The organism is Sphingomonas sp. GW821-FHT09B04 (assembly GCF_059418285.1).
In genome coordinates this window covers 407,035-432,968 of sequence record NZ_JBWKPO010000004.1, presented here as the reverse complement: position 1 = coordinate 432,968, position 25,934 = coordinate 407,035, and the positions used below count along the sequence as shown (strand labels likewise).

General features: G+C 65.0%; 26 protein-coding genes. 14 read left to right on the top strand and 12 right to left on the bottom strand.

What is annotated here, in order from left to right:
- Window position 1: 1 nt before the first annotated feature.
- The 4 genes from AC07NK_RS15120 to AC07NK_RS15105 are packed head-to-tail and all read left to right on the top strand — an operon-like array spanning window position 2 to window position 3,646.
- The gene (locus AC07NK_RS15120) at window positions 2–616 is read left to right on the top strand and encodes a TetR/AcrR family transcriptional regulator (RefSeq protein WP_495171423.1); all 615 of its coding nucleotides are present in this window, start codon (window positions 2–4) and stop codon (window positions 614–616) included.
- The gene (locus AC07NK_RS15115) at window positions 613–1,581 is read left to right on the top strand and encodes an HlyD family secretion protein (RefSeq protein WP_495171422.1); all 969 of its coding nucleotides are present in this window, start codon (window positions 613–615) and stop codon (window positions 1,579–1,581) included. The genes AC07NK_RS15120 and AC07NK_RS15115 overlap by 4 nt, the downstream gene beginning before the upstream one ends.
- Complete coding sequence (locus AC07NK_RS15110) at window positions 1,578–2,510, top strand: ABC transporter ATP-binding protein (RefSeq protein ID WP_495171421.1); 933 nt, start codon at window positions 1,578–1,580, stop codon at window positions 2,508–2,510. The genes AC07NK_RS15115 and AC07NK_RS15110 overlap by 4 nt, the downstream gene beginning before the upstream one ends.
- Window positions 2,507–3,646, top strand: a complete 1,140-nt coding sequence (locus tag AC07NK_RS15105; RefSeq protein ID WP_495171420.1) for an ABC transporter permease — start codon at window positions 2,507–2,509, stop codon at window positions 3,644–3,646. Before AC07NK_RS15110 ends, AC07NK_RS15105 begins: the two co-directional genes overlap by 4 nt.
- A gap of 62 nt (window positions 3,647–3,708) precedes the next feature.
- On the opposite strand, the gene rpoD is transcribed toward AC07NK_RS15105, so the two are convergent.
- The 3 genes from rpoD to AC07NK_RS15090 are packed head-to-tail and all read right to left on the bottom strand — an operon-like array spanning window position 3,709 to window position 8,092.
- The gene (gene rpoD / locus AC07NK_RS15100; protein WP_495171419.1) at window positions 3,709–5,733 is read right to left on the bottom strand and encodes an RNA polymerase sigma factor RpoD; all 2,025 of its coding nucleotides are present in this window, start codon (window positions 5,731–5,733) and stop codon (window positions 3,709–3,711) included.
- 51 nt (window positions 5,734–5,784) lie between these two features.
- A complete protein-coding gene (gene dnaG / locus AC07NK_RS15095; RefSeq protein WP_495171418.1) occupies window positions 5,785–7,638 on the bottom strand; it encodes a DNA primase in 1,854 nt (617 codons plus the stop codon).
- A gap of 1 nt (window position 7,639) precedes the next feature.
- Complete coding sequence (locus AC07NK_RS15090; RefSeq protein ID WP_495171417.1) at window positions 7,640–8,092, bottom strand: GatB/YqeY domain-containing protein; 453 nt, start codon at window positions 8,090–8,092, stop codon at window positions 7,640–7,642.
- 146 nt (window positions 8,093–8,238) lie between these two features.
- On the opposite strand from AC07NK_RS15090, the gene carA reads away from it, so the two are divergent.
- The 4 genes from carA (at window position 8,239) to greA (ending at window position 13,548) form a co-directional block, all read left to right on the top strand.
- Window positions 8,239–9,402 (top strand): glutamine-hydrolyzing carbamoyl-phosphate synthase small subunit, encoded by a 1,164-nt coding sequence (carA, locus tag AC07NK_RS15085; RefSeq protein ID WP_495171416.1) that lies wholly within the window; start codon window positions 8,239–8,241, stop codon window positions 9,400–9,402.
- The gene (locus AC07NK_RS15080; protein WP_495171415.1) at window positions 9,399–9,653 is read left to right on the top strand and encodes a hypothetical protein; all 255 of its coding nucleotides are present in this window, start codon (window positions 9,399–9,401) and stop codon (window positions 9,651–9,653) included. Before carA ends, AC07NK_RS15080 begins: the two co-directional genes overlap by 4 nt.
- 5 nt (window positions 9,654–9,658) lie before the next feature.
- Window positions 9,659–12,991 carry a carbamoyl-phosphate synthase large subunit gene (gene carB, locus AC07NK_RS15075; protein ID WP_495171414.1) on the top strand — a complete coding sequence of 1,111 codons (3,333 nt, stop codon included), beginning with the start codon at window positions 9,659–9,661 and terminating at the stop codon, window positions 12,989–12,991.
- A gap of 80 nt (window positions 12,992–13,071) precedes the next feature.
- The gene (gene greA / locus AC07NK_RS15070; RefSeq protein WP_495171413.1) at window positions 13,072–13,548 is read left to right on the top strand and encodes a transcription elongation factor GreA; all 477 of its coding nucleotides are present in this window, start codon (window positions 13,072–13,074) and stop codon (window positions 13,546–13,548) included.
- Window positions 13,549–13,693: 145 nt separating this feature from the next.
- On the opposite strand, the gene AC07NK_RS15065 is transcribed toward greA, so the two are convergent.
- The 5 genes from AC07NK_RS15065 to AC07NK_RS15045 form a co-directional block, all read right to left on the bottom strand.
- Window positions 13,694–13,909 carry a DUF4170 domain-containing protein gene (locus AC07NK_RS15065; protein ID WP_495171412.1) on the bottom strand — a complete coding sequence of 72 codons (216 nt, stop codon included), beginning with the start codon at window positions 13,907–13,909 and terminating at the stop codon, window positions 13,694–13,696.
- A gap of 93 nt (window positions 13,910–14,002) precedes the next feature.
- Window positions 14,003–14,338: a hypothetical protein gene (locus AC07NK_RS15060; protein WP_495171411.1), complete on the bottom strand. Its 336-nt coding sequence runs from the start codon at window positions 14,336–14,338 to the stop codon at window positions 14,003–14,005.
- Window positions 14,335–14,670, bottom strand: a complete 336-nt coding sequence (locus AC07NK_RS15055) for a hypothetical protein (protein ID WP_495171410.1) — start codon at window positions 14,668–14,670, stop codon at window positions 14,335–14,337. The genes AC07NK_RS15060 and AC07NK_RS15055 overlap by 4 nt, the downstream gene beginning before the upstream one ends.
- Complete coding sequence (locus AC07NK_RS15050) at window positions 14,667–15,020, bottom strand: phage holin family protein (protein WP_495171409.1); 354 nt, start codon at window positions 15,018–15,020, stop codon at window positions 14,667–14,669. The genes AC07NK_RS15055 and AC07NK_RS15050 overlap by 4 nt, the downstream gene beginning before the upstream one ends.
- Before the next feature lie 21 nt (window positions 15,021–15,041).
- Window positions 15,042–15,530 carry a hypothetical protein gene (locus AC07NK_RS15045; protein WP_495171408.1) on the bottom strand — a complete coding sequence of 163 codons (489 nt, stop codon included), beginning with the start codon at window positions 15,528–15,530 and terminating at the stop codon, window positions 15,042–15,044.
- 144 nt (window positions 15,531–15,674) lie between these two features.
- Here AC07NK_RS15045 and eno point away from each other — a divergent pair, with 144 nt between their 5' ends.
- The 4 genes from eno to AC07NK_RS15025 all read left to right on the top strand — a co-directional run bounded on the left by eno (window position 15,675) and on the right by AC07NK_RS15025 (window position 19,876).
- Window positions 15,675–16,952 (top strand): phosphopyruvate hydratase, encoded by a 1,278-nt coding sequence (gene eno / locus AC07NK_RS15040; RefSeq protein WP_495171407.1) that lies wholly within the window; start codon window positions 15,675–15,677, stop codon window positions 16,950–16,952.
- A 46-nt stretch (window positions 16,953–16,998) separates the two neighbouring features.
- Entirely contained in the window at window positions 16,999–17,310 is a 312-nt protein-coding gene (locus tag AC07NK_RS15035) for an FtsB family cell division protein (protein WP_495162369.1), read from the top strand.
- 105 nt (window positions 17,311–17,415) lie between these two features.
- A complete protein-coding gene (pdhA, locus tag AC07NK_RS15030) occupies window positions 17,416–18,477 on the top strand; it encodes a pyruvate dehydrogenase (acetyl-transferring) E1 component subunit alpha (RefSeq protein WP_495171406.1) in 1,062 nt (353 codons plus the stop codon).
- 1 nt (window position 18,478) lies between these two features.
- Complete coding sequence (locus tag AC07NK_RS15025; RefSeq protein WP_495171405.1) at window positions 18,479–19,876, top strand: pyruvate dehydrogenase complex E1 component subunit beta; 1,398 nt, start codon at window positions 18,479–18,481, stop codon at window positions 19,874–19,876.
- Between the two features lie 44 nt (window positions 19,877–19,920).
- On the opposite strand, the gene AC07NK_RS15020 is transcribed toward AC07NK_RS15025, so the two are convergent.
- From AC07NK_RS15020 to AC07NK_RS15010, 3 genes are read right to left on the bottom strand one after another with little or no spacing between them, the layout of a single operon-like run.
- Window positions 19,921–20,583 carry a TadE/TadG family type IV pilus assembly protein gene (locus AC07NK_RS15020; RefSeq protein WP_495171404.1) on the bottom strand — a complete coding sequence of 221 codons (663 nt, stop codon included), beginning with the start codon at window positions 20,581–20,583 and terminating at the stop codon, window positions 19,921–19,923.
- Window positions 20,580–21,200 (bottom strand): TadE/TadG family type IV pilus assembly protein, encoded by a 621-nt coding sequence (locus AC07NK_RS15015; protein ID WP_495171403.1) that lies wholly within the window; start codon window positions 21,198–21,200, stop codon window positions 20,580–20,582. Before AC07NK_RS15015 ends, AC07NK_RS15020 begins: the two co-directional genes overlap by 4 nt.
- Window positions 21,197–23,260, bottom strand: a complete 2,064-nt coding sequence (locus tag AC07NK_RS15010; RefSeq protein WP_495171402.1) for a TadE/TadG family type IV pilus assembly protein — start codon at window positions 23,258–23,260, stop codon at window positions 21,197–21,199. Before AC07NK_RS15010 ends, AC07NK_RS15015 begins: the two co-directional genes overlap by 4 nt.
- 111 nt (window positions 23,261–23,371) lie before the next feature.
- On the opposite strand from AC07NK_RS15010, the gene AC07NK_RS15005 reads away from it, so the two are divergent.
- Window positions 23,372–24,019 (top strand): squalene/phytoene synthase family protein, encoded by a 648-nt coding sequence (locus AC07NK_RS15005; protein WP_495171401.1) that lies wholly within the window; start codon window positions 23,372–23,374, stop codon window positions 24,017–24,019.
- Between the two features lie 58 nt (window positions 24,020–24,077).
- Window positions 24,078–24,557: an EF-hand domain-containing protein gene (locus AC07NK_RS15000; protein WP_495171400.1), complete on the top strand. Its 480-nt coding sequence runs from the start codon at window positions 24,078–24,080 to the stop codon at window positions 24,555–24,557.
- 1 nt (window position 24,558) lies between these two features.
- Here the strand turns inward: AC07NK_RS15000 and trmFO are convergent, their stop codons facing one another.
- Window positions 24,559–25,920, bottom strand: coding sequence for a methylenetetrahydrofolate--tRNA-(uracil(54)-C(5))-methyltransferase (FADH(2)-oxidizing) TrmFO (gene trmFO, locus AC07NK_RS14995; protein WP_495171399.1), 1,362 nt, complete (start codon window positions 25,918–25,920; stop codon window positions 24,559–24,561).
- Window positions 25,921–25,934 lie beyond the last annotated feature (14 nt).

Genomic DNA, 25,934 nt, shown 5'->3' with positions numbered 1-25,934 from the left:
TATGCCACGCCGTACCCCGCCCAACCGCCGCGAGGCGATATTGAACGCCGCCCGCATCGAGTTTGCGGCGCGAGGCTATGCGGGAACGCGCATGGAGGATGTCGCGGCGGGTGTCGGTATCTCGAAGGCCGCGCTCTATCTGCAGTTCGCCGATAAGGCGGCACTGTTTCAGGAACTGGTGGACTGGATGCTGGAAACGCGGCTGCCCGCAGCGCTTCCGCCCGCACTCGAATCAGCGGGGCCGGCGGCGCAGCTGGAGGCGCTCGTGCGGTTGGGCGCGGCGCAGCTTGCCGAGCCGGAGATCGCATTCCTGCCCCGGCTGGTGATCGGCGAGGGTGGGAATTTCCCCGAAATGGCGCGGACTTATCATGATCGTGCAGTGGACCGGATACTTAAGCTGGTCGCGGACATCGTCGCGCGGGGCGTTGCGGACGGGAGCTTCCGGCGAGTCGACCCATATCTGACCGCACGGAGCATTGCGGGCGCACTGCTGCTGGGCGCGCTGTGGAAGACGGTATTCGAGCCGGTCGGTGCGAAGCCGGTGGATATGGCGGCGCTTGCCGCCTCGCATATCGATGTGATCCTGCATGGGCTTGTGACGGGAGAGCGAACGTGAAGCGGATCTTGCCTGTGGCGGCGATCGGGATCGCGGCGATTGCCGCGCTGATCTGGTGGGCGTTCGGACGCGAACAGGCGCCGGAACCCTGGCTCGGCTATGTCGAGGGCGAAGCGATCGAGGTCGCGGCGCCGGTGTCGGGCCAGCTTGCCGCGCTCAACGTCCAGCGCGGCGGACAGGTCGCGGCGGGGCAGGCGTTGTTCGCGCTCAACGCCGCGACGACTGAAGCGGAGCTGAAACGGCTTCAGGCGCAGCTCGCCTCCGCACAGGCGCAGCGCGACGACCTGACCAAGGCGCGGCAGCGGCCCGCCGAACTCGACGTCGCGCGTGCGCAGCAGGCGGCGGCGCGCGCCGAGGTGACGCGGACGGCGCGTGACTATCAGCGGATCGCGACGCTCGCCCAGCGCGGTTTTGCGACCAAGGTTCAACTCGACGCGGCGCGTGCGGCCGCCGAAAGTGCCCGCGCATCGCTGAGTCAGGCGCAGGCGAGCGAGGCGTCGGGCGAGCTTCCCGGCCGAACGGATCAGATCGCCGCCGCCGATGCGCAGATCGCGGCAGCAAGCGCTGCGATCGCGGCGCAGAGCCGGCGCGGGGAGGAGATCGCCCCGGTCGCACCCGCCGCAGGGCTGGTCGAGCAGACCTATTTCAACCCCGGCGAGTGGGTGACCGCCAACACGCCGGTGGTACGGCTGCTGCCCCCCGGCCGGGTGAAGATCCGCTTCTACGCGCCGCAGGGGGTGGTGTCGGCGCTGAAGCCCGGATCGAAGGTCACCGTAACCTGCGATGGTTGCGATGGACCGGTGGTTGCCACGGTGCGCTATGTCGCGCCGCAAGCCGAGTTCACCCCGCCGGTGATCTACAGCGAACGTGCCCGCTCGAAACTGGTCTTTCTGGTCGAGGCCTATCCGGACAGCGGTGTGGAGAAGCTGCGGCCCGGCCTTCCCGTTGAGGTGCAACCGCGGTGAGTGTCGACGCGGCGATCTCGGTCGAGGGGCTGACCAAAAGGTTCGGCAACCGGACGGTGGTCGACAAGGTCAGCCTTGAAGTCGGGCGTGGGCGCATCTGCGGGTTCCTCGGCCCCAACGGCTCGGGCAAGACCACCACGCTGCGTATGATCTGCGGCCTGCTGATCCCCGATGGCGGGGGCGGCGAGGTGCTGGGGATGGACCTGCTGACCCAGCGCGAGCTGATCAAGCGCCGGATCGGCTATATGACCCAGCGCTTCGGCTTGTTCGAGGATCTGACGATCCGCGAGAATCTGGTCTTTGTCGCCGACGCCTATGGCCTCGACGCAAAGACGCAGCGGGTGAACGCGGCGCTCGAGCGGCTCGGCCTCGAGACGCGGGCCGACCAGCTTGCCGGCACCTTGTCGGGCGGATGGAAACAGCGTCTCGCGCTTGCTGCCTGCGTGCTGCACGATCCGGAAATCCTGCTGCTCGACGAACCCACAGCAGGCGTCGATCCGCTCGCGCGGCGCGAATTCTGGGATCAGGTGCACATGCTTTCGGCCGAGGGCACGACCGTGCTCGTCTCGACCCATTATATGGACGAGGCCGAGCGCTGCCACGACATCGCGTACATCGCTTATGGCGTACTGCTGGCGCGCGGCACGGCGGACGAGATCGTCGCGCAATCCGGCCTCGTCGCGCTGGCCGGGGAGGGGCCGGGTGCCGACCGGCTCGCTCCGAAGCTGGAGAAGGCGCCGGGCGTGGCGATGGCGGCGGCGTTCGGGCCGACGGTCCATGTCTGCGGCCGTGACATGACCGCGCTGCGGGCGGCGGTCGCTGAGGTTGCGCCCGAGATCAGCTGGCGCGAGACCGATCCGACGCTGGAGGATGTGTTCATTCACCTGATGCGCGGCGCGACGGACAACAGCACGGAGCCGCGCGCATGACGCAGGGCTTCGTCCTCGCCTGGCGGCGTATCTGGGCCGTGCTGGTCAAGGAGGTGCATCAGCTGCGCCGCGATCCGCTGACCTTCGGCATGGCGGTGGGGCTGCCTCTGGTCCAGCTGATCCTGTTCGGCTTCGCGATCAACAACGATCCGCGCCACTTGCGCGCCGCGATCGAGATGAACGACCATAGTTCGATCACCCGGACGGTCGAAAGCTCACTGCGGGCGAGCAGCTATTTCGAGCTGGTTCCGGTGAACAAGCCGGGCGAGGGGGAGGCGATGTTGCGCCGCGGCTCGGTGCAGTTCCTGATCGTCGTGCCGAGCAACTTCACCCGCGACCTGATCCGTGGCGAGCGACCGCAGTTGCTGGTGCTGGCCGATGCCACAGATCCGGCTGCCACCGGCAATGCGACGGCTGCGGTGGAGCAAGCAGTGCTGTCGGGCCTGCGCCACGACCTGATCGGGCCGCTGGCCGCGCGCGCCGCGACGCCGTCCCCGGTCGAGGTGGTGATCCAGCGCCGCTACAATCCCGAGGGGATCACCAGCCACAATATCGTGCCCGGCCTGCTCGCCGTGGTGCTGTCGATGACGATGGTGATGATGACCTCGATCGCGGTTGCCCGCGAACGCGAGCGCGGGACGATGGAAAACCTGCTCGCGATGCCGCTGCGCCCGATGGAGGTGATGGCGGGCAAGATCCTGCCCTACGTCCTGATCGGCGCGGCGCAGACGGTGATCATCGTCGTGTTGGCGGGGCTAATCTTCCACGTGCCGTTCGCGGGCGCGGCGTGGCTGCTGGCGCTGGCGACGTTGGTGTTCATCACCGTGAGCCTGCTGCTCGGCTTCACCCTGTCGACCTTTGCCAAGACGCAGATGCAGGCGATGCAGATGAGCTTCTTCTACATCCTGCCCAGCATCCTGCTGTCGGGCTTTGCATTCCCCTATGCCGGGATGCCGCGCTGGGCGCAGTGGCTGGGCGAACTGCTCCCCGTCACCCATTACCTCCGCGTGGTGCGCGGGGTGATGCTCAAGGGCTGGTACCCCAGTGAGGCGCTGACTCAGCTGCTGATCCTCGCGGCGCTGGGCGGCGTGTTCGCGGTGATCGCGGTGCGGCGATACGGGGATACGCTGGAGTAGCGCTCCAGAACGAAAAAGGGCGGGGATGACCCGCCCTTTTCCTTGTGTCTGTCGATCGGACCTTACTGGTCGAGGAACGACCGCATCTTGCGCGAGCGGCTCGGGTGCTTGAGCTTGCGCAGCGCCTTCGCCTCGATCTGACGGATACGTTCGCGGGTAACCGAGAACTGCTGGCCGACTTCCTCAAGTGTGTGATCGGTGTTCATGCCGATGCCGAAGCGCATGCGCAGCACGCGCTCCTCACGCGGGGTGAGGCTGGCGAGGACGCGGGTGACGGTTTCCTTGAGATTTGCCTGGATCGCGGCATCCACCGGGATGATCGCGTTCTTGTCCTCGATGAAGTCGCCGAGATGGCTGTCTTCCTCGTCGCCGATCGGCGTTTCGAGCGAGATCGGCTCCTTGGCGATCTTCATCACCTTGCGCACCTTCTCGAGCGGCATGCTCAGGCGCTCGGCCATTTCCTCGGGCGTGGGCTCACGGCCCTGCTCGTGGAGGAACTGGCGGCTGGTGCGGACCAGCTTGTTGATCGTCTCGATCATGTGCACCGGAATACGGATGGTGCGCGCCTGATCGGCGATCGAGCGGGTGATTGCCTGACGGATCCACCAGGTCGCATAGGTGCTGAACTTGTAGCCGCGGCGATATTCGAACTTATCGACGGCCTTCATCAGGCCGATGTTTCCTTCCTGAATGAGATCCAGGAACTGCAGGCCGCGGTTGGTGTATTTCTTGGCGATCGAGATGACGAGGCGCAGGTTCGCCTCGACCATTTCCTTCTTGGCGATACGCGCTTCGCGCTCGCCCTTCTGCACCATGTTGACGATGCGGCGGAACTCGGCGAGCGCCATGCCGGTCTGCTGGCTGATCTCGCTGATCTCGATGCGGATGCGGTCGACGGCGGGGGCTTCGTTGGCGGCGAAGGCGGCCCATTTCTTGTCGATCTTCTCGACCGAGGCGATGAAGCTCTCGTCCAGCTCGTGGTTGACGTAGCGGTCGAGGAAGTCCTTGCGGTTGACCTTATGGCGCTCGGCAAGGCGCAGCATCTGGCCACCCAGCGCGGTCAGGCGCCGGTTGAAGCTGTAGAGCTGATCGACGAGATACTCGATCTTCGCCTGATGGAACTGCACGGACTCGACCTCGGCGGTCAGCTCCTCGCGCAGTTTATGATATTTCTTCTCGTCCGCAGCCGTAAGTTCGCCGCCCGCGGCCATCGCGTCGAGGCGGCTCTGCTGGACCTTGCTGAACTTCTTGTAGATCGAGGTGATGCTCGCGAAGCGCTCCAGCGCCTGCGGCTTGAGCGTCTCCTCCATCTGGGCGAGCGAGAGGGTGTTGTCTTCCTCTTCGTCGTCTGACTGGCGCGGCGTGCGGCGCTCGGTCAGCTCGTCGTCCTCGTCGTCGGCGGGGGCCTCTTCGGGCTCTTCCTCTTCCTTGAACGAGGCACCGGCGGTCTTTTCGCTGATCTCGCCGTTATCGTCTTCCTCGGCGCCCTCGACCTGCTCGGCCGACGGACCCTTGGACAGCATCGCATCGAGATCGAGGATCTCGCGCAGCTGCATCGTGCCTTCGTTGAGGGCGTCCGACCAGCCGATGATCGCGTTGAAGGTGATCGGCGATTCGCACAGGCCGAGGATCATCGTGTCGCGACCGGCCTCGATCCGCTTGGCGATCGCGATTTCGCCCTCGCGGCTGAGCAGCTCGACGGCGCCCATCTCGCGCAGGTACATGCGGACGGGATCGTCGGTGCGATCGACCGTCTCCTTCTTCTTCGCGATTTCGAAGGGCTCGTCGTCCTTGTCGGACGCATCGACCTCATCCGGGGTGTCATCCTCGGGCTGTTCGTCCTCGCCGACGTCTTCATTCTCGACGACGTTGACGCCCATGTCGGACAGCGCCGACATCACGTCTTCGATTTGGTCAGTCGTGAACTGATCCTGCGGCAGCATCTCGTTGAGCTGGTCGACAGTGATGTAACCGCGCTTTTTGGCACGCGCGACCAGCTTCTTGATCGACCCTTCGTTGAGGTCGATCAGCGGCGCGTCGCCGGTCTCGGTCGTATCGCCGTCGTCTGCCATAATTGCCTTTGCCATCGAATGCCTTTGTATCGGATGGCGGCTATTATACGCCGCCTATTCGCTGAATTAGTCCTCGTCCGCAAGCATCAGATTCGCGAGTCGCGCTTCGAGCTCCGCCTTGCGCCGTACCAGCGCCACCTGACGCTCGAACGCTTCGTCACTGAAACGCATCTGAACCGCCGTCGTTGCCTCTGCCAGCGCGGCATCGACTTGCGGCCTTGCGACAAGCACCGCGATCGCTTCACCAAGGTCGAGCGCCGCCCGCCCCGCATCCCATTCTTTCTGCGTGAAGGTGAAGGGAAGCGTGTCTGCGCGCAGCAATTCGGCTGCTATCTGATCAAAACCGGACGCCGCCAATATGGTGCGCAGGCGCGCCGTATCAAGCGCATGATCTTCAAGGGCGACATCGACCACCGCTTCGAACAGCCGGCCGAGTGCGCCGTCGGCGAGACGGAGGCTGGACAATGTCTCCAGATGCCGCGCGATTTCGGCCGGGTGGCGGATCAGGCCGGCGAGTACGGCCTTTGCCAGCACGCGATCGATTCCGGTCGCGCCAAGCGCCTGGACGGCAGGGCTGGGGGGCGGTTCGGGCGGTTGCCAGCGCTGGCCGGGGCGACCGGGCGTGCGGTTGCCCGGTGCGCGGGGCGTGAAGCTGCGCGATGGCGGCGCGAAATGCGCGTCGCAGCGGTTGCGGAACTCCGTCACATATTCGTGGCGGACATTGCCGTCCTGAATCGTCGCAGCGAGATCGGACAGGCGGTGCTTGAGGCCCGCGCGCGCCTCGGGCGTTTCCAGCGGTTCGGCGGCGAGCTCGTGCTGCCAGATCCGGTCGGCCAGCGGCTGCGCGGCCTGAAGCAGCGCTTCGAACGCCTGCGGGCCGGAAGCGCGGACAAGATCGTCGGGATCCTGACCATCGGGCAGCGTGACGAAGGCGAGGCTGCGGCCGGGGCCGAGGTGGGGGAGGGCGCGGTGGGCGGCGCGGATCGCAGCCTTTTGTCCTGCCTTATCGCCGTCGAAGGCGAGCAAGGGGATATCGGCCATCCGCCACAGCCGCTCGATCTGATGCTCGGTCAGCGCGGTGCCGAGCGGGGCGACCGCTTCGCCGAACCCGGCCTGCGCCAGTGCGATCACGTCCATATAGCCTTCGACGGCGATCACCCGTCCGGTCTTGCGTGACGCGGCCGCGGCGCGATCGAGATTGTAGAGCGTGCGGCCCTTGTCGAAGAGCGGGGTTTCGGGGGAGTTGAGGTATTTGGGCTCGCCCTCGCCGATGATGCGCCCGCCAAAGCCGATGACGCGTCCGCGCGCGTCCTTGATCGGGATCATCAGCCGGCCGCGAAAGCGGTCATAGGGTTCCTTGTTCTCGACCTGGATCAGCATCCCGGCCTCGACCAGCATCGGGTCGCCATACGCCTTCAGCGCCTCGCGCAGCCGGGTGCGCGAATCCGGCGAATAGCCCATGCCGAAGGCGCGGGCGGTGTCGGCGGTGATGCGGCGGCGTTCGAGCAACGCGCGCGCTTCCGCGCCGGCGAGACCGTGGAGCTGGTCGACATAGAATTTGGCGGCGTCGGCCATTGCCTCGTGCAGGCCCTTCGCCCGCTCGGCCTTCTCCGCCGCGCGCGGATCGGCCTGCGGCACGTCCATGCCCGCGGCGGCGGCGAGTTCCTTCACCGCATCCATGAAGGGCAGGCCCTGCTGGTCGGTCATCCAGCGGATCGCGTCGCCATGCGCCCCGCAGCCGAAGCAGTGATAGAAGCCCTTGTCGTCGTTGATCGTGAACGACGGCGTCTTCTCGTTATGAAACGGGCAGCACGCCTTCCACTCGCGCCCCGCACGCGTGATCTTCACGCTGCGGCCGATCAGGGCGGACAGCGTGGTGCGGGCGCGCAGCTCGTCGAGAAAGGCGGGCGTCAGCGCCACGTCAGGCGAGCGCCGCCTTCACCAGTCCCGACGCCTTGGCCATGTCGATCTGGGTGGCGTAGCGAGTCTTGAGCGCGGTGATGACCCGGCCCATGTCCTTGATGCTGCTGGCGCCGAGCTCGGTCTTGATCGCCTCGATCGCCGCGCTGATCTCCTCTGCGCTCATCTGAACGGGCAGAAAGCGCTCGATCACGGCGACTTCGGCTTTTTCTTTATCCGCCAGCTCCTGACGGCCGCCCTTTTCGAACATCTCGATCGACTCGCGGCGCTGCTTGATCATCTTTTGCAGCACTTCGACCACCAGCGCGTTGTCGTCGGTGACCGGCGCTTGCATGCGCGCCTCGATATCGCGGTTCTTGATCGTGCTCTGGATCAGGCGGAGGGCGGCGGTGCTTTCCCTGTCGCCGCTCTTCATGGCGGTGATGACGGCGGCCTGGATATCGTCGCGGATCATTTTCTATCTACCCACAGGTGAATCGGAATTATCCGGCCTTAGCCCTCGTGGACGCCCGACGCGAGGGTTGACGAAATAGGGGGAGGGGTCTAGCGGGCAGCGCTTAGCGACATCGCCGGAAAAACTTACAGGAGCGCCCTTCTCTGATGGCCGAAGCCACGCCTATTGCTGTGCCCGAAGGCGCCACCGGAGTCCTTGTTCTTTCAACCGGCGAAGTGATCTGGGGGCGCGGATTCGGGGCCGAGGGCCATGCCGCGGGCGAAGTCTGCTTCCACACCGCGATGACCGGCTATCAGGAGATCATGACCGACCCGTCCTTTGCGGGCCAGATGATCTGCTTCACCTTCCCCCATATCGGCAATGTCGGCGCCAACCCCGACGACGTCGAGGCGGACAATCCCCACGCGCTCGGCATGATCGTGCGCGAGGACGTGACCGAGCCGAGCAACTTCCGCAGCGCCGAGCGGCTCGACGACTGGATGCGCAAGCATGACCGGATCGGTCTTGCCGGGATCGATACCCGCGCGCTGACGCGCCGCATCCGTGGCCAGGGCGCACCCAACGGCGTGATCGCCCATGCGGCGGACGGCAAGTTCGACATCCCCTGGCTGCTCGAGCGCGCCAAGGCGTGGCCGGGTCTCGAAGGCATGGACCTCGCCATCACCGTCACCACCGAGACGCATTTCGGCTGGGAAGGCGGCGTGTGGCGGCTGGGCTTCGGCTATGGCGGCGAGGGCAAGGAAGACGCTCGCCCGCATGTCGTGGCGATCGATTACGGCTCGAAGCACAATATCTTCCGCAATCTGGTTCAGGCCGGCGCCAAGGTGACGGTACTGCCCGCCACCGCGACCGCCGAACAGGTGCTGAGCTTCGCCCCCGACGGCATCTTCCTGTCGAACGGCCCGGGCGATCCCGCCGCGACCGGCGAATACGCCGTGCCGGTGATCCGCGAGCTGCTGGAGACCAAGAAGCCGCTGTTCGGCATCTGTCTCGGCCATCAGCTGCTCGGCCTCGCGGTCGGCGCGCAGACCACCAAGATGTTCCAGGGCCATCGCGGCGCCAATCATCCGGTCAAGCGCCTCAGCGACGGCGCGGTCGAAATCACGTCGATGAACCACGGTTTCGCGGTGGACCGCGACACGCTGCCCGCGAACGTGACCGAGACGCATGTCTCGCTGTTCGACGGCAGCAACTGCGGGATCGAGATCGACGGCGGCCGCGCGTTCAGCGTGCAGTATCACCCCGAGGCGTCGCCGGGGCCGCAGGACAGCTTCTATCTGTTCGAGCGGTTCGTGGGGATGTTGCGGTGAGGCGCCTAGCCTCCTGTGCTGCCCTGCTGCTGATGACAGCCTGTTCCGTCGATCCTCGACCCGCTTTGAATGACGATCAGTTCGCAACGATCGTCAAGAAGTGTCGGCTTTCCGAGAAAGTGGAGTTGAGGCGATCCGACGATGGTCAACCGATGATCGTCCTCACCGGCTCCGGAACGACCACGGCACAAATCGATTGCATCCGTGCTGAGCAGGAAACGCTCGGCGCCACAGCTGATATGGCGAACTGACAACAATGCCCAAACGCACCGACATCTCCTCCATCCTCGTCATCGGCGCCGGTCCCATCGTGATCGGGCAAGCGTGCGAGTTCGACTATTCGGGCACGCAGGCGATCAAGGCGCTCAAGGAAGAGGGCTATCGCATCGTCCTGGTCAATTCGAACCCGGCGACGATCATGACCGATCCCGAGCTGGCCGACGCGACCTATGTCGAGCCGATCACGCCGGCGGTGGTCGCCAAGATCATCGAGAAGGAGCGGCCCGACGCCGTCCTGCCCACGATGGGCGGCCAGACCGCGCTCAACACCGCGCTGGCACTGGCGAACGACGGCACACTCGAAAAATTCGGCTGCATCATGATCGGCGCCGATGCCGAGGCGATCGACAAGGCCGAGGACCGGCTGAAGTTCAAGGATGCGATGACCAAGATCGGGCTGGAATCGGCCCGTTCGGCGATCGCCCATACCGAAGCCGAGGCGCTGGAGGGGCTGGAGAAGGTCGGCCTGCCCGCGATCATCCGTCCCAGCTTCACCATGGGCGGTTCGGGCGGCGGCATCGCGTACAATCGCGAGGAATTCCTCACCATTGTCCGCAGCGGGCTCGACCTGTCGCCGACGACCGAGGTGCTGATCGAGGAATCGCTCCTCGGCTGGAAGGAATATGAGATGGAGGTCGTGCGGGATCGCAACGACAACGCCATCATCATCTGCTCGATCGAGAATATCGATGCGATGGGCACGCACACGGGGGATTCGATCACCGTCGCGCCGGCGCTGACGCTGACCGACAAGGAATACCAGATCATGCGCAATGCATCGATCGCGGTGCTCCGTGAAATCGGCGTCGAAACGGGCGGTTCGAACGTGCAGTTCGCGGTCAATCCGAAGGACGGCCGCCTGATCGTGATCGAGATGAACCCGCGCGTGTCGCGTTCCTCGGCGCTGGCGTCGAAGGCGACCGGCTTCCCGATCGCCAAGGTCGCGGCCAAGCTCGCGGTCGGCTATACGCTCGACGAGATCGAGAACGATATCACCGGTGCAACCCCGGCGAGCTTCGAGCCGACGATCGATTACGTCGTCACCAAGATCCCGCGCTTCGCGTTCGAGAAGTTCAAGGGCGCCGAAGCAACGCTGGGCACCGCGATGAAGTCGGTCGGCGAAGTGATGGCGATCGGCCGCAACATCCATGAATCGATGCAGAAGGCACTGCGCGGCCTCGAAACCGGCCTCAGCGGCTTCAACAATGTCGATCATCTGGCCGGCGCGCCGCGCGACGAGATCGAGGCGGCACTCGCGATCCGTTCGCCCGACCGGCTGCTGATCGCGGCGCAGGCACTGCGGGAGGGCTTCACCGTCGCCGAAGTGCATGCGCTGACGAAGTACGACCCGTGGTTCCTCGAGCGGATCGCGGAGATCATCCGCGCCGAGGGCGAGGTCGCGACCAATGGCCTGCCGCAGGACGCGACGGGGATGCGCAAGCTCAAGTCGATGGGCTTCAGTGACAAGCGGCTCGCCTGGCTGGCGCTGCAATCGGCCAATCTGCGCGAAGGCGCGGGGGCGATGGCGCGCTCGTCGGGGCTGATCGGTGAGGTCGTCAAGGCGATGACCGGCGGCGTGACCGAGGCGGACGTGCGTGCGCTGCGCCACAAGCTGGGCGTGCGCCCGGTGTTCAAGCGGATCGATACCTGCGCGGCCGAGTTCGACGCGAAGACGCCGTATATGTACTCGACCTATGAGGCGCCGAGCTTTGGTGAGCCCGAGTGCGAGAGCCAGCCTTCGGATCGCAAGAAGATCGTGATCCTGGGCGGCGGTCCGAACCGGATCGGGCAGGGGATCGAGTTCGATTACTGCTGCTGCCACGCCTGTTTCGCGCTGTCGGATGCGGGTTTCGAGACGATCATGGTCAACTGCAACCCGGAAACGGTGAGCACCGACTATGACACGTCGGATCGCCTCTATTTCGAGCCGCTGACTGCCGAGGACGTGCTGGAAATCCTCGAAACCGAGAAGTCGAACGGCGAACTGGTCGGCGTGATCGTGCAGTTCGGCGGGCAGACCCCGCTCAATCTCGCGCGTTCGCTTGAGGCGGCCGGGATCCCGATCCTTGGCACTTCGCCCGACGCGATCGATCTCGCCGAGGACCGTGAGCAATTCGCCGATCTGGTGTCCCGGCTTGGCCTCAAACAGCCCGCCAACGGCATTGCGCGCAGCCGCGAAGAGGCGATCGCGGTGGCCGAGCGGATTGGCTATCCGGTGCTGACGCGCCCGTCCTTCGTGCTGGGCGGCCGGGCGATGGAGATCGTCGATACTCCAGAGCAGCTCGACCATTACATCCAGACCGCGGTTCAGGTGTCGGGCGATGCGCCGGTGCTGATCGACCAGTATCTGCGCGACGCGGTCGAGGTGGATGTCGACGCGATCGCAGATGGCGACGATGTCGTGGTCGCGGGCGTGCTGCAGCATATCGAGGAAGCCGGCGTCCATTCGGGCGACAGCGCCTGCTCGATCCCGCCTTACTCGCTGTCGGCGGAGATCATCGCGGAGATCGAGCGTCAGACCGAGGCGCTGGCGCGTGGCCTCAGCGTCAAGGGGCTGATGAACATCCAGTTCGCGGTCAAGGACGGCGAAGTCTATCTGATCGAGGTCAATCCGCGTGCCTCGCGCACCGTGCCGTTCGTCGCCAAGGCGATCGGCGCGCCCATCGCGAAGATCGCGAGCCGGGTGATGGCGGGCGAGAAGCTCAAGGACCTGCCGAAGATCGATCGCGACATCGATTATGTTGCGGTCAAGGAAGCTGTGTTCCCGTTCAACAAGTTCCCGGGCGTCGATCCGGTGCTGTCACCGGAAATGAAGTCCACGGGCGAAGTGATGGGAATCGATAGCGATTTCCCGATGGCCTTCGCCAAGTCGCAGCTCGGCGCCGGCATGACCCTGCCCAAGCAAGGCCGCGTGTTCGTCAGCGTCAAGGACGGCGACAAACCGGTGGTGCTGCCGGGTGTGCGCATCCTGGTCGAGCAGGGCTTCGCCATCGTCGCGACCGGCGGCACTGCGGACTATCTCGAGGCCAATGGCGTGCCGGTTGAGCGCGTCAACAAGGTGGCGCAGGGGCGCCCGCACATCGTCGACCGCATCGTCGACGGCGATATCGCGCTGATCTTCAACACCACCGAAGGCTGGCAGTCGCTCAAGGACAGCGAATCGATCCGTGCATCGGCGCTGACGCTCAAGATTCCGTACTTCACAACTGCCCCGGCGAGCGTGGCAGCGGCGCGGGCAATTGCTGCACTTGCGGTCCAGTCTCTTGAAGTCCGCCCGTTGCAGTCCTACTATTCGCAATCGCACAATTGATCCCCCACAACGAAGGTTAGGGTGCGGGCGAGCCAATTATGGCGCGCCGGGGAAAGGGGTTTTGACGAAGGACGAATGTGATGGCGACGGTCGAAAAGATGCCGATGCTCCAGGAGGGCTATGAGAAGCTCTCGACGGAACTGAAGCGCCTCAAAGCCGAACGACCCCTGATCGTGGATGCGATTGAGGAGGCTCGCGCGCATGGCGATCTTTCGGAAAACGCCGAATACCACGCCGCCAAGGAGCAGCAGGGCCAGAATGAGGCGACCATCGCCGACATCGAGGACAAGCTGTCGCGCGCGCAGATCATCGATCCGAAGGAGCTTTCGGGCGACAAGATCGTGTTCGGCGCCACGGTGACGCTGCTGGACGAGGACGACAAGTCGATCCGCTATCAGATCGTCGGCCTGGCCGAGGCGGACGTGAAGACCGGCCGGATCAGCTACAACTCCCCGATCGGCCGCGCGCTGATCGGCAAGAGCGTGGGCGAAGAGGTCGAAGTGACCGTGCCCGCGGGCGACCGCTGGTACGAAGTCAGCAAGATCGAGTTTATCTGAGGGTTCGGACCCTCCACCGTCATCCCGGCCTCGTGCCGGGATCCACGGTGCCGCGCGGACTGCGCTGGAGCCTGAAGGGCGTTATTCGCCGCGCGGTGGACCCCGGCACAAGGCCGGGGTGACCAAGCTGCCGGAAGCGTGGCGCTCAGGCCTGATCCGGTTCCATCAGCCGGTGCAGATGCACCACCACATATTTCATTTCGGCATCGTCGACCGTGCGCTGTGCTGCGCCACGCCATGCCTTTTCGGCGCTGGCATAGTCGGGAAAGATGCCGACGACGTCGAGCTTGGTCGGGTCCTGAAAGTCGAGCGTCATCGGATCGGTCACGCGACCGCCGAAGACGAGGTGCAGCTTGCTCATGGAAACTCCTGGGGACTGAATATCCCGGTCGCCTTAGCGTGCACCTCGCACCGCACTCAAGTGGAGTTCGGATAAGCGTCGCTTGGGCGTCGCTCAGGCGTCGGTCTTCGCGGTCGCCGCATCCTTCGCCGCGGTGAAGGCGGTGCCGATAATCTTGCCGAGCTGATCCTTCGCGACATCGCGCTGGGGCAGTAAGGCGTCGATCTCGGCTTTGCCCGCGTCGCGCGCTGCGGTGGCCGCGGCAGTGGCGCCCTCGGCGATCCGCTTGCCGACCGGGGCGAGCAGTTCCTTCTCTTTGGCGAGGCGGGGCAGCAGCGCGCCGATCACTGCGCCGAGCGCTACGCCGCCCGCGACCAGCGCGAGCGGATTCTTCTCGATCCCGTCGCTCGCGCGCTTGCGGCGGCTGGGTGCTCCGTTGCTCTCGGTCATTTGCTGGATCCTTTCTTCGAATGTTTCAAACTCTTCGCGCCCGCCGCGGTTGCACGCTTGGTCCCGGACCACAGCAACTTCGCCAGCGGCTTGCGCGCCATGAACAGTATCGCGAGGCCCGCGGCGGCGGCGATTGCCTTGGGGCGAGCGCGGACCGCCTGCACGCTGTCGCGCACCAGCCTGCCGGCGACATTCTCGACTGCGTCCTGCGCCAGCGTCACCGGATTGAGCCGGCCCTGCATCTCGTCGAGCGTACCGAACAGCCGTTGGCGGGCGTTGCGTGCGCGCGCCTGAGCTTCAAGCAGGGGGACGGGAAGCTGGTCGTCGCTCATGGCGCGTCCTTCGGTCGGGTCGCGCGACGGAAGCGGCGGAGGGCTGCGCGGGCGAATAAGCCAGCCGCCCCGGCTGCGATGAGCACGACGATCAGCGTGGCGAGGCCGGGGCCGACATAGGGGGTGAGGATCATCACGAATCCGACGATCAGCGCGATCGCCGCGGCCTGAGCCAGCAGCAGCACGGCGACTCCGAAGATCGCGGCGGCGCGCGCATCCGCCAGCCGGTCGAGCGCCAGCGCTCGCCAATAGGCGATCTCCGCCTCGGCATAGGCGCGGCCGTCGCCGACCGCGCGCGCGATCAGCGTGCCGATGCCTTCCTCTTCATCCGGCTCGTGACGTTCGTCCACCTGACCCCCCGTAGTTGGCGATCAGGCTTTGGGCTTGCCGGGACCGGCGTCGTCGTTGGCGGCGCCCTTGTCCGCAAGGTCGCCCGCGGCGTCGAGGCCGGACTTGAGCAGCCGCGCGAGGATGAAGCCGACGCCGGCGGCGATTCCGATCGCGACGGCCGGGCTCTTCTTCACGAATTCGCGTGCGTCGTCGACAAGGTCGTCGACCTGCTTGCCGCGCAGCGATTCGGCGAATCCCGACAGCTGATCAGCGGCCGAGCGGGCATATTGGCCATATTGCTCGCCGAGCTTGTCGTCGACCGATCCGGCGGCATCGCGCATCAGGTCAGAGAAGCCGTCGAGTGCGCCGGTCGCCTTCTCCTTGCCGGTGTCGGCAAAGGCGCGGGCCTTGTCGCCGGCTTGCCCTGCGAGCTTGCCTGCTTCCTCACGCACCTTTTCGGCTGCGCCGCGCTTGGCATCGGCTCCGACCAGCGTGCCGCCTTCTTCGATCGAATTAGTCTGGTCCGCCATCGCGCAAAATCCCTTCCACTAGTCTCTCTGGGTCAACCACGGCGCCGACGGACGGTTCCATCTGCAACATGATTTGCCCGGCGGCGTCGAACGGGATAGAGGCCCGCGCGACACTGTCAGCCCCCAAGGTAGGGAGACCATTTCGTGACCGCAATCATCGACATCCATGCGCGCCAGATTCTTGACAGCCGCGGCAATCCCACGGTGGAGGTCGATGTGCTGCTGGAGGATGGCAGCTTCGGCCGCGCCGCGGTCCCGTCGGGCGCCTCGACCGGCGCGCATGAGGCGGTCGAAAAGCGCGACGGCGACAAGAGCGTCTATCTGGGCAAGGGCGTGCTCGAGGCGATCGAAGGCGTGAACGGCGAGATCGCCGAGGAGATCGTCGGTCTCGACGCCGAGGATCAGGCCGATATCGACCATGCGATGATCGAGCTGGACGGCACCGAGAACAAGGGCCGGCTGGGCGCGAACGCGATCCTGGGCGTCAGCCTTGCGGTTGCCAAGGCTGCAGCGGATGCGCGCGGCCTGCCGCTCTATCGCTATGTCGGCGGCGTTTCGGCGCATGTCCTGCCGGTGCCGATGATGAACATCATCAACGGCGGTGAGCATGCCGACAACCCGATCGACTTTCAGGAATTCATGATCGTGCCGGTCGGTGCGGACAGCCTGGCGGAAGCGGTGCGTTGCGGCGCGGAGATCTTTCACACGCTGAAGAAGAAGCTGCACGATAAGGGTCTTGCAACCGGCGTGGGCGACGAGGGCGGCTTTGCGCCGAACATCGCGAGCACGACCGACGCGCTCGACTTCATCATGTCGAGCATCGAGGCGGCGGGCTATAAGCCCGGCGACAATGTGATGCTGGCGCTCGATTGCGCCGCGACCGAATATTATCGCGACGGCGCGTACAAGATGGTTGGCGAGGGCAAGACCTTCTCATCAGCCGAGAATGCCGATTTCCTCGCCGGCCTGTGCGCCAACTACCCGATCTTCTCGATCGAGGACGGCATGGGCGAGGATGATTGGGACGGCTGGAAGCTGCTCACCGACAAGCTTGGCGGCAAGGTTCAGCTGGTCGGCGATGACCTGTTCGTGACCAATCCCAAGCGCCTGAAGCGTGGCATCGACGGCGGCTATGCCAACTCGCTGCTGGTCAAGGTCAACCAAATCGGGACGCTGACGGAGACACTTGAGGCGGTTAGCCTTGCGCAGCGCTCGTCCTATACCGCGGTCATGTCGCACCGTTCGGGCGAGACCGAGGACGCGACGATCGCGGATCTGGCGGTCGCAACCAACTGCGGTCAGATCAAGACGGGTTCGCTTGCGCGGTCGGACCGGCTCGCCAAGTACAACCAGCTCATCCGTATCGAGGAGGAGCTGGGTGACGCGGCGGTCTATGCCGGACGCTCGATTTTGCGGGCTTGATGGCCTTCGGGCTTGATTGGCGATTCGAGTTGGGCGACAATTAACTATGGCACGTGCAACCCCGTTCAAGGCGATCCTGACGCGAGCCGGTCTCCCGGCCGTCGCGATCATCTTCATGGGCTTCTTCGCCTATTCGGCGGTATTGGGGCCGAACGGGGTGCTCACCTATGGCGATTACAAGCGCCAGCTTGCGGTGAAGCAGGGGGAACTTGCCAAGCTCGAGAAGGAGCGGTCTGAGCTGCGCAATCGCGTCAGCCTGCTCAACCAGAAGGGGGCTGACCCTGATATGGTGGACGAGCTGACACGCAAGAAGCTGAACGTCGTTCACCCCGACGAAGTGATCGTCCCGCTCAATTGAACACCGGTTACCGTAAGGCTGCGCCCCGTCGCAGCCTTACGCGCGCGTCATCATTGCGCACCGGCGGATAACCGGCTTATAGGGCCGCTTCCATCTCTCCCCAGGATGAGGGTTATCGTGGCAAAAGCGCCGGCCAAAGGCCGAAAAGTAGAACCGGTTGTAACTAACCGCGAACGTCCAAACGAACCAGATCGGTACAAGGCGTCGAAAGAGCAGCTGCTGGAATTCTATCGCCAGATGCTGCTTATCCGACGCTTCGAGGAGAAGGCGGGACAGCTTTACGGCCTCGGCTTCATCGGCGGGTTCTGCCACCTCTATATCGGTCAGGAAGCGGTCGCTGTCGGCCTGCAGTCGGCGCTCGACGGCGAGAAGGACTCGGTGATTACCGGCTATCGCGACCATGGCCACATGCTCGCCTATGGCATCGATCCCAAGGAAATCATGGCCGAGCTGACCGGCCGTGCCGCAGGCATCAGCCGCGGCAAGGGCGGGTCGATGCACATGTTCTCGACCGAGAAGAAGTTCTACGGCGGCCATGGCATTGTCGGCGCGCAGGTCTCGCTCGGCACCGGGCTCGCCTTCGCGCACAAATATAGCGAGGATGGCGGCGTCGCGATGGCCTATTTCGGCGATGGCGCGGCGAACCAGGGCCAGGTCTATGAATCGTTCAACATGGCGGAGCTGTGGAAGCTCCCGATCATCTATGTGATCGAAAACAACGGATACGCCATGGGCACGAGCGTCAACCGTTCTTCGTCCGAGGATCAGCTCTATCGCCGTGGCGAGAGCTTCCGCATCCCGGGCATTCAGGTCGACGGCATGGACGTGCTGGCGTGCCGCGGTGCAGCCGAAGAGGCGCTGGCCTGGGTTCGCGCGGGCAAGGGACCGATCATCCTCGAGATGAAGACCTATCGCTATCGCGGCCACTCGATGTCGGATCCGGCGAAGTATCGCAGCCGTGACGAGGTCCAGTCGGTGCGCGACAACAGCGATCCGATCGAGGGCGTGAAGGCCGAACTCGAAGCTGTTGGCGTCAAGGAAGACGAACTCAAGGCGATCGAGGCCGAGATCCGCAAGGCGGTGAACGAATCCGCCGACTTTGCCGAGCAGACGCCGGAGCCCGATCCGGCCGAACTCTATACCGACGTTCTGGTGGGGACCTACTGAGATGGCGATTGAGCTCAAGATGCCGGCGCTGTCGCCCACGATGGAAGAGGGCACCCTCGCCAAGTGGCTGGTCAAGGAAGGCGACACCGTGAAATCCGGCGACATCCTCGCCGAGATCGAGACCGACAAGGCGACGATGGAATTCGAAGCCGTCGACGAAGGCACGATTGCATCGATCCTGATCGCCGAGGGCACCGATAACGTGAAGGTCGGCACCGTGATCGCGACGATCGCGGGTGAGGACGAGGACGCCTCGACCCCCGCACCGGCGCCTGCTCCCGCGGCGGCACCGAAGGCCGATGAACCCGCTCCGGGTGAGGACGGCGGACCGAAAAAGGCCGACAGCGGCACCAAACAGCTCGCCAGCGACAAGGCGGCGACCGTGGCCGATCCTGAAGTGCCCGCGGGGACCGAGATGGTGAAGACCACCGTCCGCGAGGCGCTGCGCGACGCGATGGCCGAGGAAATGCGCGCCGATGGCCGCGTGTTCGTGATGGGCGAGGAAGTCGCCGAATATCAGGGCGCGTACAAGGTCACGCAGGGCCTGCTCGACGAGTTCGGTGCCAAGCGCGTGATTGATACGCCGATCACCGAATATGGCTTTGCCGGCATCGGTACGGGTGCGGCGATGGGCGGCCTCAAGCCGATCATCGAGTTCATGACGTTCAACTTCGCCATGCAGGCGATCGACCACATCATCAACTCGGCGGCCAAGACCAACTATATGTCCGGTGGCCAGATGCGTTGCCCGATCGTGTTCCGCGGCCCGAACGGCGCCGCGAGCCGCGTCGGCGCGCAGCATAGCCAGAACTATGCGCCCTGGTATGCCAGCGTCCCCGGCCTGATCGTGATCGCACCCTATGATGCGGCCGACGCCAAGGGACTGCTCAAGGCGGCGATCCGCAGCGAAGACCCGGTCGTGTTCCTCGAGAACGAGCTGATGTACGGTCGTAGCTTCGACGTGCCCAAGCTCGACGATTGGGTGCTCCCGATCGGCAAGGCGCGCATCGTCCGCGAGGGCAAGGACGTGACGATCGTATCCTATTCGATCGGCGTCGGTCTGGCGCTCGAAGCTGCCGAGACGCTGGCGGGCGAGGGGATCGAGGCTGAGGTCATCGACCTGCGCACGCTGCGTCCGCTCGACAAGGCGACGGTGCTGGAAAGCCTCAAGAAGACCAACCGCATGGTTGTGGTCGAGGAAGGCTGGCCGACCTGCTCGATCGCGTCGGAAATCGTGACGATAGCGATGGAAGAGGGCTTCGACGATCTCGATGCCCCGGTCGTGCGCGTTGCGAACGAGGATGTTCCGCTGCCCTACGCCGCGAACCTCGAGAAGCTGGCGCTGATCACCGCGGACAAGGTCGTCGCGGCGGTGAAGAAGGTGACCTACAAGGGTTGATTGCCGGCCTGCCACCTTCCCCCGCGGGGAGGTGGCAGGGGGGGTCAGCAGGTCGAGGCGGTAACACCGCTCTGTTGATAGAGACCGTTGGTCCCGCCCGTCGTATTGCGGGCATCGCGCACCATCATCGACGCGACCTCGTTGATCTCCGTCGCCGGGGACAGCGAAGTCTGGATGAGTGGTTGGTAGGTGTAGCGAACTTCCACGAAGATCGCGACGCCGTTGGGCGGGGCAATCACCTGACGTCCGGTCGGACCCACGCCGGTGACGTTGGTCGCGGTGGCAGGCGTGCCGTAGCTCGACGTCCAGGCGGTCTTGCTGCCCTTGCAACGCTGCCAACGGATCCGGTACCGGCCCGCCGTCGTCGCATGCGGCTCGACGCTGGAAATGATGACGCGACCATTGGTGAACAGGTTCAACTCGCCCGACTGGAAATTCGCGCCGGTGAGCAGATCGTTGATGTCGCTTTCATAGACCTTCTTGGATTCGAGCTGGCTGCCCGAGCCGACGCGCGCCGCGTTGTCGGCCAGCTGAAGCGCGATCTGGCTGATGCGCATCTTGGCGATGACGTAGTTGGTCAGTTCGGCACCGGTAAGGCTCATCGTCAGCAGGACCGGCAGCCCGAAGGCAAATTCGAGCATCGCCAGGCCGCTGGTATCGCGACCGAGCCGGCGGCCGGTGTTTCCGATCAAAGCGAGGAATGTCATGGGCAGTTCCTCACAACGGGCACACCCTGGTCCCCATAAGGCTGGTTGCGGAGCACGGTTGAGGCCGTGACCTTGGTGGTGCGCGAGCCGCCGATCAGGTTGTACATCGGAAAGAAGCGGGCGTAGCTGATCGACGCGGTATAGAGCACCGCATCCTTTGCGCCGCCCTGGCTTGCATTGCCGCCCGTCGCATCCCAGCGATTATTGCCGTTCGTATCCTCATAGGGCTCACCCGGTGTACTTCCCTGAGGCCCGTCGCAGGTGCCGTTGTTATTGGAATCGGTCCAGGGTTCGAATTTCGACGCAGCTGCATGTTCGTATGACCGATACCATTGCCGGGTGATCGTCACCGTGCCGTTATTGGCCAGCGCCTTCACCTGATCCCGTACCTTGTCGTCGAGCGCGTTCTGCTTGGCGGTGAGCAGGCCCGATTCGAGCGACAGGTCGCGGGCAGCCTTCTGGACGACGCCTTGCAACGCTGCGCGCACATAAAGGGTATGCGCCACATCGAACGCGCCGAGCAGCATCAGCCCCAGCATCGGCGCCACGATCGCGAACTCGATAAGCGCGGCGCCGCGCTTGTCGTTTGCGAGCGGCTGATGAGCGCGACGGTTCATCGGGTGAGCCGCAGCTGCGAAATCTGGTTGGCGATCGACTGGAAGGTCGTTTGAAGTGCGGCTGAATCGGCTGCGGAGAAATAGCGTCCGGTCGAGGCACACGCCTCAAGCCGATCCAGCGTGTCCTGACTCTGTCCTTCGCCGAAGTTGATCACCCAGAGCGTGATGTTCTTGTTCCTGACCCAGTTGCAGATCGCGAGGAAACGCAGGTTCACCTGCTCCTGGAGTTGGGCCTTGGTGGGATTCGCCGGCGTCTGGCGGGCGTCGAAAAAGGGCAGGCCGTAAGCGGCATAGTCATAGGCGTTCGCGTTGGTGTCACCGTCGGTCATGAAGATCATGTGCCGCTCGATTTCGCCGCCGTTCGGCGTCGCCCGATTTTCGCTGCCAAAGATTCCGGTCGGCGACATGAGGCGCGCGCCCCAGATGATGCCGATATCGTGATAGGTGTTGCCGTTCGGGTCCAGCGAGTTGACATAGCCCTGGAAGGTCGACGCATCGCTCCAGGTCTGCAGCTTGCGCGCCTCGGTAGGGCAGAAGAAGGTCGAGCGGTTGTTATAGTCAGTGCTCGTCGTGATCGGCGCGGTGCTCCAGTTGCTGGTGCTGCCACTCCCCCAACTGGTGCCGTCCCAATTGGTGCCGCTGGTGGTGCCGCGGGTGAACATCAGCTGCGGCAACGCCGGCTTCCAGCGCGATTCGTCGCTGTTGGGAATCAGATCGATGTCGAGATCGAGCGCGTCCGACGGGATCGGGTTATAATTGGTCGTCGCTTCCGTCTGGCGCTCTTCGATGCACCCGGACCAGTAGATGGTGGACTGCGGAACATCGCGGCCACTGGAACCGGTCACCGGGTCTGCGATCGACTTGGTGTCCGGATCGGCGAGCGAGCCTGGTATGGTGAAGCTGCTGTTCCAGCTGCTTCCGCCGGCTTTGAGTCCGCTGACGATGACCGGCATCTGGTTATAGGTCCAGCTGGCGAACTTCTCAGCGTAGAAGGTCGTGGTATCGGTGCGGCGGCGACGGCAGCTGCGCGTCGTGCCACTTGTGTCAGACGCGTTCGACCAGCCCCATTCGCCGCTGCTGCCGCCCTGAGTGGCTACGCCGTCATGCGGGAAGGACGAAACGACGGTTGGCTCTGGCGCCGGCCCGCCCGAGTTGGTCTCTGTCGGGGTGAAGTTTCCGAACGCCTCATTCTTCATGAATGTCAGGCAATCGGTCTGGTTGATGGAGCCGCCGCCATAGGTTTCCCAATAGGTGGAGGTGCTCTGCGGTGGCACGGCCATATTGGCCCTGCGCGTCTGATAGTCCCACTGGTCAACGAAATAGTCGTTAGGCAACAGTCTGCCGACGTTCACATTGGTTGAATAGGGCACGAAGCCGAAGCGGATCTGAACCTGGCTGCCGGTGCCGCCGCTCGGCTCCTCGCCCTCGCAATCGGTATCGGCCACGTCCAGCCGGGCTACGATCTGATAGAAACACTTCACCGCGATCCGCAGCCCGGCGATCCGCGAATTCGCATTGCCGTTGCAGCTCGAATCGCCGTTCGGGCAATAATCCATCGACCCGGTGGTATCGAGAACGAACATCACATCGGTGTTCGGCAACCGCATTTCGGCGTCGCAGGCGACCGTGAGCGTTTCCGAGGTTTTGCCGAAGACGCGCATCAGCGTCATCGGCACCACCGCACGTCCGCTCCCCGTCACCTTGCCCGCGCTCTCGGAGAAGCTGCGGCGCGTGGCGGGTGCCTCGAGCGTGGTGCCATATGCGTTGGGATTGAAGTTCGCGTCGAAGAATCGCTCGGCTTCGGTTCGCGCGGCGAAACTGTTCGCGGACCATCCACCGCCGCCCATCATCTTGCGACCCGCGAGCGCGCCCGCGTCACACGCGTGTTGCAGGCGCGTCTTGACGATGTACATGCGGCTGATGTCCACGCCGCCGCCCACCATGCCCGCAAGCGGGATGATCGACGCCGCGATGATCGCGATCGTGTTGCCGCGCGTGTCGCGCGCGAGAGAGGTCAGCCATGTGGAGGCGCTCTTTGCAGCCCCTGCTCGCATGTTCATCGGCGCGTCTTCCCCGGTTCGATGGGGGGCTATGGCGCAGGTGCCGCTAACGCCGGCTGAAAGCGCATGGTTAACGAAACGTCTAGGCTCGATCCGGGACGGAGCAGGCCGGTGATTGCGGAACCGGAACGGCGGATGATCCTGTCCTATGCGCCGGGTGCCGCGGCAGGGCGGGGACTGGCGGCGCTGCTGACGCTGGACGACCGGCTGGCGGAGACGGTGCGCACGACGACCGAGCCGATGCTGGGCCAGATCCGCCTGCAATGGTGGCATGACGCGCTGGTGCGGCTCGACACGGGGCCCGCGCCCGCCGAGCCGGTGCTGGAGGCGGTGGCGCGCGACGTGCTGCGCGACGGGGTGAACGGGGCCGCGGTGGCGGAGATTGCGCTGGCCTGGCAGGCGGTGTTGCAGGAAGAGCTGGATGCTGCGGGGCTGAAGGCCTTTGCGCAGCGCGGTGCGCGATTGTTCGAGCTTGCGGGGCGGCTGGCGGGCGCCGGGGCAGGCGATCCGCTGGCGCTCGCTGGCGAGGGCTGGGCGCTTGCCGACCTTGCCGGAGGCCTCAGCGATCGCGGGGAGGCGGCGGCGGCGCGAATGATCGCGGAACAGGCGCTGGCGCAAGCCTGCGCGGTCAAATGGAGCCGCAAGGGCCGTGCGCTGGGTGCGATGGCGCATCTCGCCCGGCTTGACCTTGCAAGGGTTCCGTTCGGGGCGCCGCGGCGAACGGGCCGAGCGCTATGGCACCGCCTGACCGGCAGGTGACGTCTTGCTGCCGCTGATGGAAAGCGTAGGCTGACCCCTGGCTGGGGGGAGAGTCGAAATGTGGCGCTATTTCGTGGGCGGCATCGCGGCGTTGCTGATGGCGGGAGCTGGGGTCTTCGTGTTCCAGAGCAGGGCTACGCCTGAACCCGTACCGCCGGCACCGAAACCAGCGCAGACCGAGGCGGCGGTCGATCCGGCAGCGCCAGCCGACGCGCCGCGGGCTGACCGCAGCCGGGAGGAAAAGCGCTTCGATCGCAGCGACAAGGACAGGAATGGCCTGGTCACGCTCGCCGAACTCCAGCAGCCACGGCGCAAGGCCTTTGCCAAGCTCGACACGAATGGCGACGGCAAGCTGTCGTTCGAGGAGTGGACGGCGCGGACCTCGACCAAATTCGCCGAGGCAGACAAGGACAAGTCGGGTGGGCTGACCCGCGCCGAATTCGCCACTACCGCGCCCAAGCGCAAGACTCCCGGACGGCCACAATGCGACTGCCGCGCCGAGGTCGCCAAGGCGCTGGCCGAGGCGGCGGAGGAGTAGTTCAGGCCGCTTTGATCCACGCCGCGAACGCTTCGCGGGCGCGGGTGGTGTACATGAGCTTGCGGTCCGCCTTTTTGGTGCGCCCCTCGATCGGCGGCATCAGGCCAAAATTGACGTTCATCGGCTGATAGGTCTCGATCTCCGCACCGCCGGTGATGTGGCCGAGCAGCGCGCCGAGCGCGGTCTCGACCGGCGGCGGGGCGAGCGTGCGGCCAAGGATCTCGGCGGCGGCGAAACGACCCGCGAGCAGGCCGATCGCCGAGCTTTCGACATAACCCTCGCATCCCGTCACCTGCCCGGCGAAGCGGATGTGGGGACGCGATTTCAACCGCAGCGTCGCATCGAGCAGTTCGGGCGAACGGATGAAGGTGTTGCGGTGAAGACCGCCAAGACGGGCGAACTCGGCATTCTCAAGCCCCGGAATCGTCCGGAACAGGGCAACCTGCGCGCCATGCTTCAGCTTGGTCTGGAAGCCGACCATGTTCCAGAGTGTGCCATTGGCATTATCCTGGCGCAGCTGCACACAGGCATAGGGCCAGCGGCCGTTCGGAAACTCCGCGCAGGCGGTGCGCGGGTCGTCCAGCCCCACGCCCTTCATCGGGCCATAGCGCAGCGTATCGACGCCGCGCTCGGCCATCACCTCGATCGGCATGCAGCCCTCGAAATAGGGGACGTTCTCCCATTCCTTGAACTCGGCCTTCTCCCCGTCGATTAGGCCCTGATGAAAGGCGAGATACTGGTCCTTGGTCATCGGGCAGTTGATGTAATCCTTGCCCGTGCCGCCGGGGCCGACCTTGTTCCAGCGCGACTGCATCCACGCCACGTCCATGTCGATGCTCTCGCGATGCACGATTGGAGCGATCGCGTCGAAAAAAGCGAGGCTGTCCTTGCCCGTCGCGCTGCCGATGCTGTCGGCGAGGCCCGGCGCGGTGAGGGGGCCGGTGGCGACGATCGTCAGCCCCTCCGCGGGAAGCTGGTCAACCCGTTCGCGAACGATGGTGATATTGGGGTGTGCCGCCAGCGCGGCGGTGACGCCGTCGGAAAAATTGTCGCGGTCGACCGCGAGTGCCGAGCCAGCGGGCACTTTGTGGACATCGCCCTGCGCCATGATGATCGAGCCGAGGTCGCGCATCTCCTGATGCAGCAGACCGACGGCGTTGCGTTCGGCATCGTCGGAGCGGAAGCTGTTCGAGCAGACGAGCTCGGCGAGGCCGTCGGTCTGGTGTGCGGGCGTCATGTCGCCGCTGCCGCGCATTTCGGAAAGCTTCACGCGGATGCCGGCATTGGCGAGCTGCCAGGCGGCTTCCGAACCGGCGAGACCGCCGCCGATGATATGGACTTGGTGGGGGAGCGAAGTTGACACGGCTCTCTCGGGAA